The sequence below is a fragment of the Bacillota bacterium genome (assembly GCA_040754315.1).
In the GTDB taxonomy this organism is placed as follows: Bacteria; Bacillota; Sulfobacillia; order DUSP01; family JBFMCS01; genus JBFMCS01.
The window spans coordinates 1-15,041 of record JBFMCS010000058.1 but is presented as its reverse complement, the minus strand read 5'-3'; the positions used below and the strand labels follow the sequence as shown (position 1 = coordinate 15,041).

Below are 15,041 nucleotides of genomic sequence, written 5' to 3'. Positions count from 1 at the left end.
TTTCTGATTGTGGCTCTTCATCTGGTTTCTCGCCTCCTGGGTTTTATCTGGTGTCTTTGACCAACACCATTTTCCCAGGAGGCTTTTTTGTTGTCAAAGGCCATTCAAAACCTCACAGGAATGCTTTTTGCTTGATGCAACACGTATACCTTAGGGAGTTCATCGGGAATGAACCCCGCGGCGGGGTGCCGACAAAGACCTTTTCCACCATTTTTGGACTTTCTTGCATACAGAAGAAGGAGTTTTCTAATTTTTGTCGAACAGCATGTGGAAAACAATATCCCAACCGACAAAGGCAAACCCGTTGAAAGACGGGGACGCAAAGTCACGGGTCTACCGCTCCAAGAGAGCCATGACAGCCGGGCTGCCGAAGAGGGGGTTTTTTTCTGGCCCTTCTTTGTCATCCGGCAATGAAGGGCTTTCTCGTGCGGAGGTCCCAAGGCTTAATCAAGGCCAAAGACAAAACCCTTTCGTAGGACCCTGGCTTGCGTCTCCCGGGCACCCCAGACAGGAAGAAGGAGGCAAGAGACAGCATGGATGCCAAGGCGACTTCAGACAGGGCACTGCTATGGGCACGTTACGCCAAGACCAGAGACACCAGCACCCGGGAGAACCTCATCCTCAGCTACGCCCCAATGGTACCCCCCGTTGCGGCGCGGCTGGCCAGGAGGCTGCCCGCCCACGTCAACAGGGAGGACCTGGTTAGCTGCGGCTTTCTCGGACTCATCCAGGCCCTTGAACGTTACGCCCCGGACCGAGGGGTTCGTTTTGAGGCATACGCCATGGCTCGGATCCGCGGGGCCATGCTGGACGGGCTTCGGGCTCTGGACTGGGTGCCCGCCCATGTGAGGCAGCGAGTGCGGGAGATGGAGAGGGCCTACCTAGAGGTGGAGGCCAAGCTAGGCAGGACAGCCACGGAGGCTGAGGTTTCTGAACGCCTGGGCCTAAGCATGGAGGAGTTTCAGAAGCGCCTCAAGGAAGGGCTCAGCAGTTACCTCCTCTCCCTGGAGGACTTCACCGGGGATGAGGATGGCCCCAACGGGAAGACCACGTGGAGTATCGTGGATGATACCTCTCCCCCGCCGGAAGACCAGGTACAGGTGAATGAGCTTAGGGATTCCGTTGCTAAGGCCATAGACTCTCTTCCGGAGAAGGAACGCCTGGTGGTGCAGCTCTACTACTACAGGAGGAAGACAACCTCGGAGATCGCCAGGGTCCTCGGGGTTTCGCAATCCAGGGTATCCCAGTTGCACAAGAAGGCCCTCTTGAGGCTCCGCACCAGGATCCAGAGGGAGCAGCTCCCGGGATTCGAGGCGCCCCCATGCGAGGCGCCGAGGAAGGTAGCAGTACACTGAACTACAGGGATCATGGCCTGAGGGGCTTCCCCAGTCTTCCCTCACGGCCCTGATCCCCTGGCTTCCAGTAGCAGGTACCCTTCATGCCTTCAGGAAGGTAGTCCTGGTTTACCCAGTGCCCGGGGAAGTCGTGGGGGTAGCGGTACCCTGCACCATGGCCAAGGCGAGCGGCGCCCCGGTAGCTGGCATCCCTAAGGTGAGGGGGCACCGGCTCCGTGGCCTTCTCCTCCGCATCGCGCATTGCCCGGGATATGGCGGTGTAGGCGGAGTTGGATTTCGCCGTGGTGGCCAGGTAGATTGTAGCCTCGGCCAGCGGGATCCTCGCCTCGGGCATACCCAGGAAGTCGACGCTCTGGGCCGTGGCGCTCGCCAGGACCAGGGCGAATGGGTCTGCCAGGCCTACATCCTCCGCTGCCAGGACCAGAAGGCGCCGGGCGATGAAGCGCACGTCCTCCCCAGCCACCAGCATGCGGCCCAGCCAGTAGAGGGCGGCATCAGGGTCAGACCCCCGGACGCTCTTGATGAACGCAGATATCACATCGTAGTGCTGGTCTTTGCCCCCGCCATAGGAGATGGCCCGTCTCTGGATGGCGTCGGCCGCCATCTCCAGGGTGACCCTGTGCACCCCGTCCTGACCCGGGCGTGTGGCTAGGACCGCCACCTCCAGGGCGTTCAACGCCGACCTGGCATCCCCGTTGGCTACATCGCTCAGGTGCTCCAGGGCAGCCAGATCCAGGCTGGCCCGCATGCTCCCCAGGCCCCGTTCCTCGTCCTTGAGGGCCGCCTGGAGTATTGACTTGATCTGTCCGGGGCTCAGGGCCTCCAGGCGGTAGATCCTGGAGCGAGAAACCAGGGGCGGGTTCACCTCGAAGAAGGGATTCTCAGTGGTGGCCCCGATGAGCACAAGAGTGCCATCCTCCACCGAAGGGAGCAGCGCATCCTGCTGGGATTTGTTAAAACGGTGGATCTCGTCAATGAAGAGTATTGTCTTCTGGCCGTTGAGACGGAGGCGTGCCCCGGCCTCCTCCACCGCTCTCCTGATGTCCGCCACCCCTGAGGTCACGGCATTGATCTGCTCGAAGTGGGATCTGGTGGCTGTGGCGATAAGATGGGCCAGGGTGGTCTTGCCTGATCCCGTGGGCCCGTAGAAGATGCAGGAGGATACCCGGTCGGCCTCAATGGCCCTGCGAAGGGCCTTGCCCTCCCCCACCAGGTCCTCCTGGCCGACAAACTCCTTTAGCGTCCTGGGACGCATGCGGGTGGCCAGGGGCGCCTCCTTCGCCTTGTCCCTGGGGTAAAGTCCTTCAAAGAGATCCAGGGTTCCTCACCTCCCCGGTTTACGAGGTAAAGGCGCGGATTCTCCTCAGGGCCTCCTGGATACCGGCGGAACTCACATCCTTGTGGGTGACCATGCGAACCCTGCCGGGTCCCATGGCGTTGCAGAGCACCCCCGCCTCCTTGGACCGCTGGGCCCAGCCAGGGGCATCCTTCACAAAGAAGCTCACTATGTTGGTCTCCACGTGGGCCACGTTCACCTGGACGCCGGGGATGCAGGCAAGACCCAAGGCCAGCGCCTTGGCATTCTCGTGGTCCTCCTGGAGGCGCTCAATCATAGTGGTGAGCGCTACGATCCCCGCGGCGGCCAGCACCCCTGCCTGTCTCATGCCGCCCCCCAGCACCTTCCGGTTCCTCCGGGCCCTGGCTATCCACGGGGCATCGCCCGCCAGCATGCTCCCTGCGGGGGCTGCCAGCCCCTTGGAGAGGCAGAACATGACTGAGTCCGCGTAGCGTGCGATTTCACCAGCATTGACGCCCAGGACCGTAGCGGCGTTGAATATCCTGGCGCCGTCCAGGTGGACGCTAATGCCCTCCCTCCTGGCCAGGTCGAAGATGGCCTTCATGTCCTCCAGGGGCATGACGCTGCCGCCCCCCCTGTTGTGGGTGTTCTCCAGGCAGACCAGGGTAGTTGGCGGGAAGTGAACGTTGGGGGGGCGAAGAGCCGCCTGCACCAAGCCGGCGGTGAGGCGTCCCCGGTTACCTGCGACTGTCCTGGGCTGGCACCCGGACACCAGGGATACACCGCCAGCCTCGTAGTAGAAGATGTGGGCCTCAGCCTCAAGGAGCACCTCGTCCCCCCGGCACGTGTGGGTCATTACCGCCACCTGGTTGGCCATGGTGCCAGAGGGCAGGAACAAGGCTGCCTCCTTCCCGGCCATCTCAGCGGCCAGAGCCTCGAGGCGGTTCACCGTGGGGTCCTCACCGTAGACATCATCGCCCACCTCGGCCTCATACATGGCCTCCCTCATCTCCGGGGTGGGCCTGGTCACCGTGTCGCTTCTGAGATCGATGACGTGGTTCATCATCGCACCCCCTTATGGAGAGTTCTACGAATCAGGGCGTGAACCCTCCGGGTCCCATCACACACCTGGCGGCCCTTTCCGCCAGTACAAGGGGCCAGTTCACGGGGGCCAGCGTGAACACGATGCACCCTACCGCAAGAATGAGCAAGGGTACCAGCATAATCCAGGGCGAATCCTTCCACACGAACCGGGACCCTGGTTTCCCGAAGAAGGCCGAGATCACGATGGGGAAGTAGTAGGCAGCGTTCATGATGCTGCTCACCAGGAGCACCGCCACCAAAAGGGGCGCTCCCTTGTCCAGGGCCCCCAGGCTCAACTGCCACTTGCTCACAAAGGCATTCAGTGGTGGCACTCCCACCATTGTGAGGGCTGCGATGGTGAACCCGGTCATGGTCACAGGCATTTCCAGTCCTATGCCAGCCAGGTCTGGAATCCGGCGTTTCTTTGCCGTGTGGATCATGGACCCGGCGCACATGAAGAGGCAGCCCTTCATAAAGCAATGAGTGAATATGTGGTAGATGGCGCCCACCAGCGCTACGGGGGACAGCAGGCCGACCCCCATGAGGACATAGCCCAGCTGGGTCACGGTGGAGTATGCGAGCCGCCTCTTTATGCCCACCTGGGCGATCGCGGCGGCGGAGCCCACCAGGATTGTCACGACGGACATGTCCAGGATGATCCGGTTCCAGCCAGTCTCTTCCATGAAGACCACGCCGAAGACGCTGTAGACCACCCGGATAAGGCCGTAGGCCCCGGTCTTCACCGTGAGGCCTGAGAGCAGGGCGCTGCCAGGGGAGGGCGCGTTGGCGTGGGCATCGGGAAGCCAGATGTGCAGGGGCACCATGCCTGCCTTCACCCCGAAGGCAATGAGAAATCCCAGGAAGGCCAGGAAGGCCAGGGAACTCTGGGGCATGGGGGCCCCGTTGGGCACCAGGTCCACTGAGCCCTTGAGGTGGTAGGTAATGACCACCGCCAGGAACAGCGAGATGCTGGCTATGACCGTGAGGAACAGGAACTTCATGGAGGCGTCGTAGGCATCTGGGGTCTCGGCCTGGGCCACCACCCCCATGATGGACAAGGACATGATCTCGAAAAAGAGGAAGAAGGTAAAGAGGTCCCCCGCGATGGCGACGCCGGCCAGGCCCAGCATGGCGAAGAGCAGGAAGGCGTAGAACCGGTACTTCTTGGGGTCCTCGGACTCGTAGCCGAAGGAATAAAGGGTAATCAGGAGCCCGGCGAATCCCACCAGTATGAACATGAACAGGCCGAGGCCGTCGGCGTAGAGGCTCAGCCCCACTGGGGGCAGGATCTGGGTGAAACGCACGTAGAGGGGGTTTCCCTCCATGACATCCCCATATATCCTCCAGGCCGTTACTACGGGCGCCATGGCCGCCAGGGTGATCACCCAGGGCGTCGCCCGGGGGAAGCACCGCCCGAACAGGAATGACCAGAGCCCGCCGGCTCCCAACACGGCCAAGGGTAAAACGAGTATGTAGTCGCTGCCCGTCAATGCCATGTCGTCACCACCTACATGATGGCCTGGATGGCCTTCTCCACGATTGGTATGGTAATCCGGTGAGCGAACAGCCCCACCGCCAGGCACATGGCCGCCAGGATCAGTGTGGGCACCAGCATGCTGGGGGGTGCTTCGAGGCCTTCAGGCCTTTCGAACTCGCCCTTCTTGAAGAAGGCCGTCATGACGATGGGAAGGTAGTACATGGAGTTCAGGAGCGAGCTGGCCAGCATCACGAGGGCCACAGCGGGCCTCTCCGCCTGGAAGCAGCCTGTGAGGATGTAGTACTTCGTTATGTACCCGCAGATGGGCAGTATGCCCACAAGGCCCAGTCCTCCGATGGCAAAGGCAGCCATCGTTAAGGGCAGCCTCTTCGCCGCGCCGTGCAGCTGGGCGATCCTATCCCGGCCCGTCAGGGTGATGATGGCCCCAGCGCAGAAGAACAGCGTGATCTTCATGAGGGCGTGGTTCATGATGTGAAGGAGGCCACCCATGACGCCCGCGGGGGAAAGCAGGGAGGCACCCAGGGTTATGAAGCCCAGCTGCGATATTGTGGAGTAGGCCAGCCGCCTCTTCAGGACCGTCTGTTTCAGAGCCAGGACGGAGGCCACCAGTATTGAGAAGATCATAACGAAGCTCAGGTAGTAGCCGAGGTCAAGCTCCCTGAGCACGTCCGGGCCGTACACGGAGAACATCACCCTGAGCACCCCGAATAGCCCGGCCTTGACCACTGCCACGGCGTGAAGGAGCGCGCTCACGGGGGTTGGGGCCACCATGGCCGAGGGCAGCCAGGAGTGAAGTGGTATCACCGCAGCCTTGGTAGCGGAGCCCATGACGGCGCCGAAGAATGCGATGCTGATAAGTACCTGGTAGCGATCAACGGCCGGGGCCAGGACCCCGCCCTTTGCGAAGTCAAGGCTAGGCACCAGCGCTGCCAGGAGGATGGTGGCAAAGAGGAAGAGCGCCCCCCCGGAGAGGCAGTAGATGATGTACTTGGTGCCGGCATCCAATGCCTCCCTGGTCCTGGGGTGGATGACCAGGGGATAGGTGGCAAAGGCCAGGAACTCGAGGAACAGGTACATGGTGACCATGTTCCCCGAGAAAGCCAGGCCCATGGTGGGGCTCATGGACAGGATGAAGTAGGTGAAGTAGTTGCGACGGTTGTGCTCGTGGGCCATGTAGCCCATGGAGTAGACAGTGGCAAGGTTCCAGAGGAAGGACGACGTGACGGCAAACAGCATGGAGAAACCGTCTACCCGGAAGAAGAAGTCGTGCCCCCTGACGAAAGTGAAGACCCGGAACTCCAGGATCTGTCCGGACCAAGCCATTGTCGCTATGTAGGCCACCAGGGAGAAGGTCAAGGCAGATGTGAGGAAGGCCATGGCGTTGCGGGCCTTGTCGCCCTTGATCACCAGGCCGATCAGGGCCGCGCCCACCACGGGTATGATCACTGCTATAAGGGGTAGAGGTGTCGTCAAGCCCATCCCTCCGTCCGCCCGCTACCTGCGAGCCAGGCCTACCAGGCCTGCGATTAACAAGATGGCCAGGAACAGCATTATGACCATGCCGCAGAAGTCCGTGTTCAGTATGCTTACCTCAGCGTAGGAGCGGTCCCCTTCGGGGTCCAGGTCGGTCTTGGCCATAGTCTGGGAGGCCCGGGTTGTAAGGAGGTTGCCCTCTTCCCACACCAGCTTCACGTTCCTGGCTACAGCGGCCTGGGCGAAGTCCCGGATGGCACGGGCGGCCAGTATCAAGAGGCGTCCAATGCTGGTCAGGGTCTCTCCGTCAAAGTGTCCCACGGCAAGGCAGGCCCTCCACAGGGCCATGGCCGTCCCCACGTAGAAGGCATCCACTGACCTGTCCACGATGTTACCCAGCCGCACGAAGGAGCTGAGGGTCAGGCCTATTACAGGCCTGTACACCATGTTCTCCACGCTGTTGTCGATGGCACACCCGGTCTTGATGAAGGCCCCCAGGGACATCCCCACCACCGGCCGGAACACTATGGACTCGACGCTCAGAGACCTGGGGAGGCAGAAGTCAAACACCCTCTTTGCCTTGAACACCAGGAAGAGCCCAACACCCAAGGCTATCACGACCAGGGTCCCCTGGAGGTCATACCAGGTCCACACGGATATGTGCTCAAGGTGCTCGATACCGTGATGGTCGTAGGGAAACCCCTCGGACATGGGCACCACTAGTCTGGAGAGTACGGGGTTGGAGGCCTGGCCCATCAGGAGCACACCCAGGGCGAAGGCCCCGAAGACCGCCTTCTCCAGCGGGGTCTCGCGCTCCACATGGCGATGATAGCCTGAACCCGGCCCCAGGAAGAGCCCGTAGAACAGTTTCGTGATGTAGCACACCGTCATTGCCCCGGTGAGCATGAACAGTTTCTCTGCCACGTAGAGGGCTGTGTCGTGATGGTGCTCAAAGGCCTCAACGATGGCATGGTGGAGCAGGGTCTTGCTGACGTATCCCCCGAACCCGGGCAGGCCCGTGATGCCCGCCACTGCCACAGCGAAACAGGCGGCGAAGAAGGGCATATCCCGGCCAAGTCCCCCCATCTCCCGGATGTCCAGGGTATGGGTCCTAAGATATATGGCGCCCACGAGCATGAACATGGCCGCCTTAAACATGGCGTGGTTCATTATGTGGTACGAGGCCCCAGCGAAGCCCATGGCGCCCTCAATGCCCAGGTACGCGGCGGCGCCTACCCCCATGAGGATGTAGCCCATCTGGGAGACGCTGCTGTAGGCCAGGATCCTCTTAGCGTTGGTCTGGAACAGTGCCATGAAGGCCGCCAGGAACATGGTGGCGATCCCTATCCATATTACCAGATAGCCGTAGGATTCCATGACGTGCCAAAGGCCCTCGGGCCCGGGGGTCATGATCAGGCTCACGGTGCGGATGACGCCGTAGGCCCCCGTCTTTATCATGATCCCGGAAAGCAGTGCGCTGGCAGGGGAGGGTGCCACCGGGTGTGCCTTGGGGAGCCAGATGTGCAGTGGCACCATACCGGCCTTCACACCGAAGCCAGTGATGAGGAGGGCCCCTATGAGGGCATTCGAATGGCCCAGGTAGTCCAGGAGGGGCTTCATGGCAACGGTACCGGCAGCGTCCTCCATAAGGAATATGCCGGATAGAAGGCAGAGACCGCCGAAGATCCCCATGTACATGTAGAGGGACCCCGCGGCCACGGCCTCGGGCGTCTCGGTGTGGACCACCAGGACGTAGGAGGCCACCGTCATCAGCTCAAAGAAGGCGAAGAGGGTGAAGAAGTCCCCAGCCATGAAGGTTCCAACACAGCCTGAGAGCGTGAGTACCAAGAAGAAGTAGTAGCGGTCCCTGGCATGCTCGTGCCCCATATACTTGGTGGAGAAGGCAGTGGCCAGCAGCCAGACCACGGATGACAGTGCCGCCATGAGGCCCCCGAATGCGTCTACCCGGAAGGTGAGCCCCTTGCCCATGACCCCCCCTATCTCCAGGACCACTGGCGCGTGCAGCGTCATGCTCAGGAGGAACACAGCAAGGGCCGCCGTGGCGGTGGTGATCGCCAGGGCGGTGAGGTCCCGGAGGCCCTCGGAACACCGGGACGCGGCGTACACAGCAAAGGAACCCAGCAGGGGGACTATGACAACCCACAGGGGCAATGAGCTATGGAGCGCAACAATTTCGCTGTAACCTGCTGCCATCGTCTCTCCCCCCTCCCGGCAGCCCTAAGGGAGTACCTGGCGAACCGCAGCCCTAGCCAGTTCCAGGGGCCAGTTGAAGGGCAACACGGCGAAAATCACACACCCTACCGCCAGAATTGCCATGGGAACCAGCATAGAGCGGGGAGCCTCGTGAGCCTTGCAGCCAGGATGCTCCCCCTTGAAGAACGCGGCCACCACGATGGGGAAGTAGTAGGCGGCGTTGAGCATGCTGCTGAGCACCAGGAGTCCCACGACTAAGGGCTGTGAGGCATCCAGGGCACCCAGGGCCAGGTTCCACTTGGAAAGGAAGCCGTTCAAGGGTGGGATCCCCACCATGCTGGCGGCTGCCAGGGTGAAGCAGCCCATGCTCACGGGCATTTGCCTGCCTATCCCGTCCATCTGGGAGACCATCTTCTTCCCCGTCTCGTGTATAATAGCACCGGCCACAAGAAAAAGACAGCCCTTCATAAACGCATGAGTGAAGACATGGTACAAGGCACCAACCAGGGCTCTCTCACCAAGAAGCGCGATCCCTGTGAGGACGTAACCGATCTGGGCTATGCTGGAGTAGGCCAGCCGTCTCTTGAGCTCGTCCTGCCTCAGCGCAGCAGCGGAACCCAGGAGCATCGTTATGGCGGCGATTACCAGCAGGATGTCATTCCAGCGCATCTGGTAGGCGAAACTGGCACCGAACACCCCGAAGTACACTCGGATCAGGCCATAGGCGCCTGTCTTGATCATGATCCCGGAAAGGAGAGCGCTCGCAGGCGCGGGCGCGACAGGGTGGGCATCAGGCAGCCACACGTGGAGAGGGAACATACCGGCCTTCATCCCGAACCCCACCAGGAAACCCATAAAGCCTAGGGTTGCCAGGCGGCCCGGGGCATTTACCAGGGGGCCTGCGTGCAGAGAGCCCGTTCCTGCAAGGTGGTAGGTGATGATGACACCAAGGAACAGACCCAGCCCACCTGCGATGGTCATGTAGAGGTACTTGGCGCCTCCGGCCATGGCCTCGGGGGTCTCCTCGTGGATTATGAGGACATAGGACAGCACTGACATGAGTTCGAAGAAGAGGAAGAGCCCCAGGAGGTCCCCGGCCAGGACGGTCCCTAAGCAGCCGCCCAGTACCACCATGTGGAAGGCGTAGAACCGGCTCTTGTTGTGGCCGTGGGCCATGTAGCCCGGTGTGTAGATGGTGACTACCAGCCATATGAAGCTGAAAAGGAGAGCCATGAAAAAGCCGAGGGTGTCAACGTAGAAGGAGAAGGCCCCAGGGAAGGCGAAGAAGCCCCGCCCGGATATGACAGCCGCACCTTGAGATATGGGAGGGTACATAAGCGCCACCAGCGCCACTGTGAGGGCCGAGGCCCCTAGTGCAAGGCGTTCTGTGAATTGTCCCCCGTACCGCCCGGCGAAGTAGATGGGCACCGCGGAAATGATGGGCAAAAAAGTAGCGAGAACAGGTAGTATGGAGATAACGGCTTCCCCTGCTGCACCTTCCATGCGAAACCCTCACCTCTAGCCCTTGGCCCCGATAGGAGCTTTCATTAACCGGGCACCAGGAAGGCCCTGTGGCGGCCCACCCGTGACACGCAACATCAATGGGTTCGACAAGAAAGCGACTCTTCCTCCCACGGGGAAATATTTCATTCATCCTGGTGGCCTTGGGGGCCGCCAGCCACCACGTCACCCAGGCCCGGGGATACGGGCCTGAGGACGACGTCCCCCCACGCCCCTACACGCCCCCCTGCCACCAGCACAACACCCTGGATACCTCCACACCTGGAGGCCAGGTCAAGTGCAGCGTCGATGTCCTCTTGTCCCTTGACCCGGTTTCCCAGGGCAGTGGCGTAGGCATCAGCCAGGGCTGTCCAGTGTGACATCACCATGACGCAATCAGCCCTGCCAAAACTCAGGGAATGGCCCACGGTGCCCGAGGAGGAGCATACCCCTAGCCCGCCTGGGGCCCGCACCTCCAGGCCCACCCGGCCGGAAAGGGGGGACACCCCAGCGTGGAGCGCGATCACCCGGGGCTTGCGAGAGAGCAGGAACACGTCGCCCCCGTTCTCCACTACCACCTCGGAGCAGGACTGGGCTAGGTGACGGCCCACCGCCTCCGCGACAGCCCCGGCCACCGCGGCCATTGGGCCGACCCCGGCCTCCCGGGCTGCCCTGGCCATGTCAACCACAACGCCCGGGGCACCCGGGAGCACCGCCACCGGCACCAGGGAGGAATGGAACTCCTGGTGCCGGGCTATGTAATCCTCAAGGTCACGCCACAGGGAGAGCACTGCGGCCAGTGCCGAGGGTGCGGTCTGGAGCGTGAAGCCCTCCCTGTCCACCGCGCACCACAGGTCGGTCTCTCTGTGGCGGACCTGAAAGCTCACCAGATCCACCGGGAGCATTGCCCTGCGATAGGTCCTGGGCTGCATGAGGCCCTCCTAGAAGTTGACGGATATGACCCTGACAGGGCAGGCCTCAACACAGAGCTCGCAGGCCACGCAACGCTCAGCGTTGAAGACAAGCTCCCACTCCGGGGCCCCTATGACCAGCGCGCCAGACCCACAGACGGCGGTGCAGGCACCGCAGTTGACGCAGGCCTCCTTATCCACCCGTAACTCCTTTTCCATAAACCTTACCCCGATACCCTCCTCGGCCAGGAAATCCAAGGCCTTCTCCAGGGCGTCCCGTGGGGCCTCAACCTCCATGAGGAGACGGCCTGCCTGGTCGGGCTCTATCTTTGCCCTCAGTATGTTCACGGATAGGCCATAGTCCCTCACCAGTTGACAGGTGATGGGCTTCTCTGTGGAATCTGCCTGGAAATCCAGGATGATCCTGGTCTTGGACATCTAGGACACCTCCTTGGGGTCAAGTGCCTTGACAGTGCCTTCCAGCGGGAGATTGGCCACGGGCTCGCTGAGGAAGAACCTCCCCTGGAGGATCCAGTCCTTGAGAGCACCGGTGATCTGGCGGGCCTTGTGGTAGCTGGAGAGGGGTGCGGTCCTGACCGTCTTCCCTTCCAGCTCTACTCGCCCGCTCCTGAGCTCGGCGTAACTTACCCGCCTCAGGGCCGGCCTTGAACGGCTGGGCACCGAGTAGTCGAAGACAGAAGTGAAGATCTGGTGGTCTCTTATTGCCAGGGAAGAGGCAAGGTCCGAGTCCAAGACTGGCACGGCAACCCCTATCCCGACGAAAAGGCTAACCCCGTAGGCCTCGAAGACGCAGGCTCTGAGGAACCCCGTGTTCATCCCCTTGAGGTCCCCTATCAGGCTGAGCGTGCCTGAAGGGCCTAGGGGTACCCCCGCGTCGTCCCGGGCCTGCCCTGGGTTGTGCTGCGTGCCTTCCCAGGCCACGTAGCCCTGGCCCCCGCCCAGGAAGACGCGGGTTCCGATGCCCACCGTGCGGTACAGGGGGTCCTTGAACAGGGGACTCAGCTGTCCTGAGGTCGAGTAGGTGACGTTGCCGCAGCGTGGCAGCAAGATCCCCATGTAGGTGTAGATGGTCCTGTTGGATGAGTTGGTTGCGGCTGCGTAGTTCTGGTAACAGTTCCTGGGGTTGAACAGGAATGCCTGGTTCAGGTCGTCAAGGTAGAGGTCTCCCTCGAACTCCCGCCGGGGGTAGCAGTCGGTACCATAGGCTGTGGCCTTGAGGTGGACGGGCCGCCGGGCCACTAGGTCCTCAATGACGTGGGCGCCACCGTACTCCAGGCCCCTGGATTCGGACACCTCGGTGGCGCCGATGTAGGCGTCCACTGCCGCCAGGCCTGCGTAGGCTGGAACGTCGTTTAGGGAAACCCGGGTCATCTTGATGGGGGGATCACTGTGACCAAAGTTCACAAACGCCCCCGAAGAACACATGGGGGCAAAGGTGCCAGTGGTCACCACATCCACCCGTTCCGCGGCGGCACTCACTCCCTTCTCGTCCACTAGGGACAGGTACTCCTCCGCTGTCAGCACCACTGCCTTTCTCTCCCTGATCCTCTCGTTTACCTCCTGGTAGGTCCTGTAGCGCTCTCCCATGGTCCGGTTCTCTCCCCTTTCGGCCCCTTCGCAGGCTTCCCCTCATCCATCCAGGTTTACCCTTCAGGAACGAAAACACCCCTCCGAGAGAGAGGGGCATCTATCGTTTCTCATCTCTCAGAACCGGAGTTCTGCAGGAGTTGGCACCGTGTGGCGCATGAGCCACCGGTTGCCGGGCTTCATCGGGCCAGTCCCTCCGCCGCTCTGGATAAGAGTCCTGCCATATGGGGTTTGGACTCATGATACACTCGGGAATCGGCCCCTGTCAATTGCCTTTTTTCGGCCGGGCGTGCAGGGAGTTCGCCCCAGATCTCCAAGGCCAGGTGGCCTTTTCTCCAAACCAGTAAGCGTGAAACCTATTCCCAAATGCTTCCTCAGGGTTACCTGTCACTTCTTCGCGGAGGTTACGGCGATGATGGAAGAGCCACTATTGGCACGCCATCCCGGAAGAACCGGCCTCCCCTTTGCGCACGTTACCCCACAGCACCTTTCACCTCCTTCGCCTCCCGGCGTGAAGCCTGGCTTATCTTCTGCTGCTTCAGGTGGCTAGGCTCCGGCGGCTGCCAGTCTAACCCCGCCCGGTTTCATGACGAGGCAGGGAACTGGACGCCTTACGGGGAATCCTGGATTGTGTGAGCTTGACACACTGGGGAGGGGTCCAGCCTTGGAGGTGCGAGTCGCCCTGGCGGGTTTTGGTGGGGTCGGGAGGGCCCTGGCGGCCCTGGCCTTCTCCAGGGAGGAACAGTCAGTCACCGACTTCGGTCTTCGTATAAGGATCTGCGCCGCTGGCACAAGATCCACCACCCTGTGGGGGGACCTTGACCCGGGCACCCTGGCCTTTGTGGCCAGCCGGGCGCTGCCGTTAACCGCCTACCGGGGGGGACACCGGGAAACCTCCCTGGTGAAGGCCGCTCTCCTGGCCAGGGCACACGTCCTGGTAGACGCTACATCCAGTGACATCTGGACTGGACAGCCAGGGCTCGACCTCCTGCGGGCAGCCATGAACCAGGGCCTCCACGCAGTTGTGCTGAGCAAGGGCCCACTACTTACCGCCTACAAGGAGCTCCAGGGGCTCTCGCAGTCCGCCAGGGTGCACCTCAAGGCCAGCGGCGCCACGGCTGCCGCCCTTCCTTGCCTGGACGTAGCCGAGGTAAGCCTTGCCGGGACAACCCTACTGTCCATAAATGGCATCTTGAACGGCACCACCAACTATCTCTTGGGACGCATGGAGGAAGGCATTCCCCTGGCGTTGGCACTGCAGGAGACCGTCCACAGGGGCATAGCTGAGCCTGATCCCCGCTGGGACCTGGAGGGGTGGGACACAGCGGCAAAAACCGTCCTCCTGGCGAACATAGCCATGGGTGCAGGCATTGGTCTCTCCGCCGCCGCCGTAGAGGGAATAGGCGGCCTGGATGCCGCCTTTGTGCAGGATGCCCTGGCCCAGGGGAAGAGGGTCAAGCTGGTGGGGTCTGCGGTAAGAGGAGTGGGAGGCATCAAGGTGCAGGTAGGGCCCCAGGTACTCCCTTGTGACCACTTCCTGGCATCAGTCAACGGGGCGGACAAGGCAGTATCCCTGGAAACCGATACCATGGGCACGCTAAGCCTTGTGGGAGGCCGCTCAGACCCCCGGGGCGCTGCGGCTGCCGCCTACAAGGACATCATCAACATCTTCCGCCCAAGACCCTGAGGGATGCCGGAACCTCTCATAGAGAATCTGCCTGCAGGGTTGGGGCAGCAGCACCTTATTCGCAAGAGGACGATAGGCCCAGCATGGCTGCACTCTTTCCCAGGTATGGCCATGCCACAGGTCCCTTCTCCCGGCGGGACTAGAGAAACCCGTACTCCCTGGCCAAACCCTTCCACCCCCGTGTCAACCCATCTAAGAATGTTACCCAAGAGAGATGGAACACTCAGTTAGGAATGTTACCGGCAAGATGGATGGATAGTCGTGAATTATACAGTTTTTGAGAGAGTCTGGGTCAAGTTGAAGAAGGGAATCAAGGTGACGTTTGAGGGCAAGGGGATTGAGGGTACTGATGTGGCTGACGATAGTATCTTGGGTTTCTGAGTCCATGGCGCCAGCCTCAATGAGGCGCTGGAAC

12 protein-coding genes and 2 riboswitches are annotated in these 15,041 nt (G+C 61.6%); of the genes, 2 read left to right on the top strand and 10 right to left on the bottom strand.

The annotated features are described in order from the left end of the window. The first annotated feature begins 284 nt into the window (after nucleotides 1–284). Nucleotides 285–372: riboswitch (cyclic di-GMP riboswitch) on the top strand. Between the two features lie 161 nt (nucleotides 373–533). After that, the gene (locus AB1576_13210) at nucleotides 534–1,355 is read left to right on the top strand and encodes a FliA/WhiG family RNA polymerase sigma factor (GenBank protein MEW6082694.1); all 822 of its coding nucleotides are present in this window, start codon (nucleotides 534–536) and stop codon (nucleotides 1,353–1,355) included. Between the two features lie 10 nt (nucleotides 1,356–1,365). Here the strand turns inward: AB1576_13210 and AB1576_13205 are convergent, their stop codons facing one another. The 9 genes from AB1576_13205 to AB1576_13165 form a co-directional block, all read right to left on the bottom strand. Further along, on the bottom strand, nucleotides 1,366–2,610 hold the full coding sequence (locus tag AB1576_13205) for a replication-associated recombination protein A (protein MEW6082693.1): 1,245 nt from the start codon (nucleotides 2,608–2,610) through the stop codon (nucleotides 1,366–1,368). Between the two features lie 82 nt (nucleotides 2,611–2,692). After that, nucleotides 2,693–3,715 (bottom strand): low-specificity L-threonine aldolase, encoded by a 1,023-nt coding sequence (gene ltaE, locus AB1576_13200; GenBank protein ID MEW6082692.1) that lies wholly within the window; start codon nucleotides 3,713–3,715, stop codon nucleotides 2,693–2,695. 31 nt (nucleotides 3,716–3,746) lie between these two features. Further along, the gene (locus AB1576_13195; protein ID MEW6082691.1) at nucleotides 3,747–5,231 is read right to left on the bottom strand and encodes a proton-conducting transporter membrane subunit; all 1,485 of its coding nucleotides are present in this window, start codon (nucleotides 5,229–5,231) and stop codon (nucleotides 3,747–3,749) included. A gap of 11 nt (nucleotides 5,232–5,242) precedes the next feature. After that, complete coding sequence (locus AB1576_13190) at nucleotides 5,243–6,706, bottom strand: proton-conducting transporter membrane subunit (protein ID MEW6082690.1); 1,464 nt, start codon at nucleotides 6,704–6,706, stop codon at nucleotides 5,243–5,245. Nucleotides 6,707–6,727: 21 nt separating this feature from the next. Continuing rightward, on the bottom strand, nucleotides 6,728–8,920 hold the full coding sequence (locus AB1576_13185) for a proton-conducting transporter membrane subunit (GenBank protein MEW6082689.1): 2,193 nt from the start codon (nucleotides 8,918–8,920) through the stop codon (nucleotides 6,728–6,730). Nucleotides 8,921–8,944: 24 nt separating this feature from the next. Continuing rightward, nucleotides 8,945–10,423 (bottom strand): proton-conducting transporter membrane subunit, encoded by a 1,479-nt coding sequence (locus AB1576_13180; GenBank protein ID MEW6082688.1) that lies wholly within the window; start codon nucleotides 10,421–10,423, stop codon nucleotides 8,945–8,947. Between the two features lie 143 nt (nucleotides 10,424–10,566). Next, a complete protein-coding gene (locus tag AB1576_13175) occupies nucleotides 10,567–11,352 on the bottom strand; it encodes a UPF0280 family protein (GenBank protein ID MEW6082687.1) in 786 nt (261 codons plus the stop codon). 9 nt (nucleotides 11,353–11,361) lie between these two features. Beyond that, nucleotides 11,362–11,769 carry an NIL domain-containing protein gene (locus tag AB1576_13170; protein ID MEW6082686.1) on the bottom strand — a complete coding sequence of 136 codons (408 nt, stop codon included), beginning with the start codon at nucleotides 11,767–11,769 and terminating at the stop codon, nucleotides 11,362–11,364. After that, complete coding sequence (locus AB1576_13165) at nucleotides 11,770–12,939, bottom strand: homocysteine biosynthesis protein (protein MEW6082685.1); 1,170 nt, start codon at nucleotides 12,937–12,939, stop codon at nucleotides 11,770–11,772. Between the two features lie 107 nt (nucleotides 12,940–13,046). Further along, nucleotides 13,047–13,154: riboswitch (SAM riboswitch) on the bottom strand. Nucleotides 13,155–13,609: 455 nt separating this feature from the next. Between AB1576_13165 and AB1576_13160 the strand changes: the two genes are divergently transcribed. Next, nucleotides 13,610–14,626 (top strand): homoserine dehydrogenase, encoded by a 1,017-nt coding sequence (locus AB1576_13160; GenBank protein ID MEW6082684.1) that lies wholly within the window; start codon nucleotides 13,610–13,612, stop codon nucleotides 14,624–14,626. Between the two features lie 201 nt (nucleotides 14,627–14,827). On the opposite strand, the gene AB1576_13155 is transcribed toward AB1576_13160, so the two are convergent. Further along, on the bottom strand, nucleotides 14,828–15,041 hold a 214-nt coding region (locus AB1576_13155; protein MEW6082683.1), incomplete at its 5' end, for a hypothetical protein.

Coding starts and splice junctions, on each gene's coding strand:
- AB1576_13170 (MEW6082686.1), bottom strand. CDS start 11,769: ATGTCCAAGACCAGGATCATCCTGGATTTCCAGGCAGATTCCACAGAG.
- ltaE (MEW6082692.1), bottom strand. CDS start 3,715: ATGAACCACGTCATCGATCTCAGAAGCGACACGGTGACCAGGCCCACC.
- AB1576_13165 (MEW6082685.1), bottom strand. CDS start 12,939: ATGGGAGAGCGCTACAGGACCTACCAGGAGGTAAACGAGAGGATCAGG.
- AB1576_13205 (MEW6082693.1), bottom strand. CDS start 2,610: ATGCGTCCCAGGACGCTAAAGGAGTTTGTCGGCCAGGAGGACCTGGTG.
- AB1576_13180 (MEW6082688.1), bottom strand. CDS start 10,423: ATGGAAGGTGCAGCAGGGGAAGCCGTTATCTCCATACTACCTGTTCTC.
- AB1576_13195 (MEW6082691.1), bottom strand. CDS start 5,231: ATGGCATTGACGGGCAGCGACTACATACTCGTTTTACCCTTGGCCGTG.
- AB1576_13175 (MEW6082687.1), bottom strand. CDS start 11,352: ATGCAGCCCAGGACCTATCGCAGGGCAATGCTCCCGGTGGATCTGGTG.
- AB1576_13185 (MEW6082689.1), bottom strand. CDS start 8,920: ATGGCAGCAGGTTACAGCGAAATTGTTGCGCTCCATAGCTCATTGCCC.
- AB1576_13210 (MEW6082694.1), top strand. CDS start 534: ATGGATGCCAAGGCGACTTCAGACAGGGCACTGCTATGGGCACGTTAC.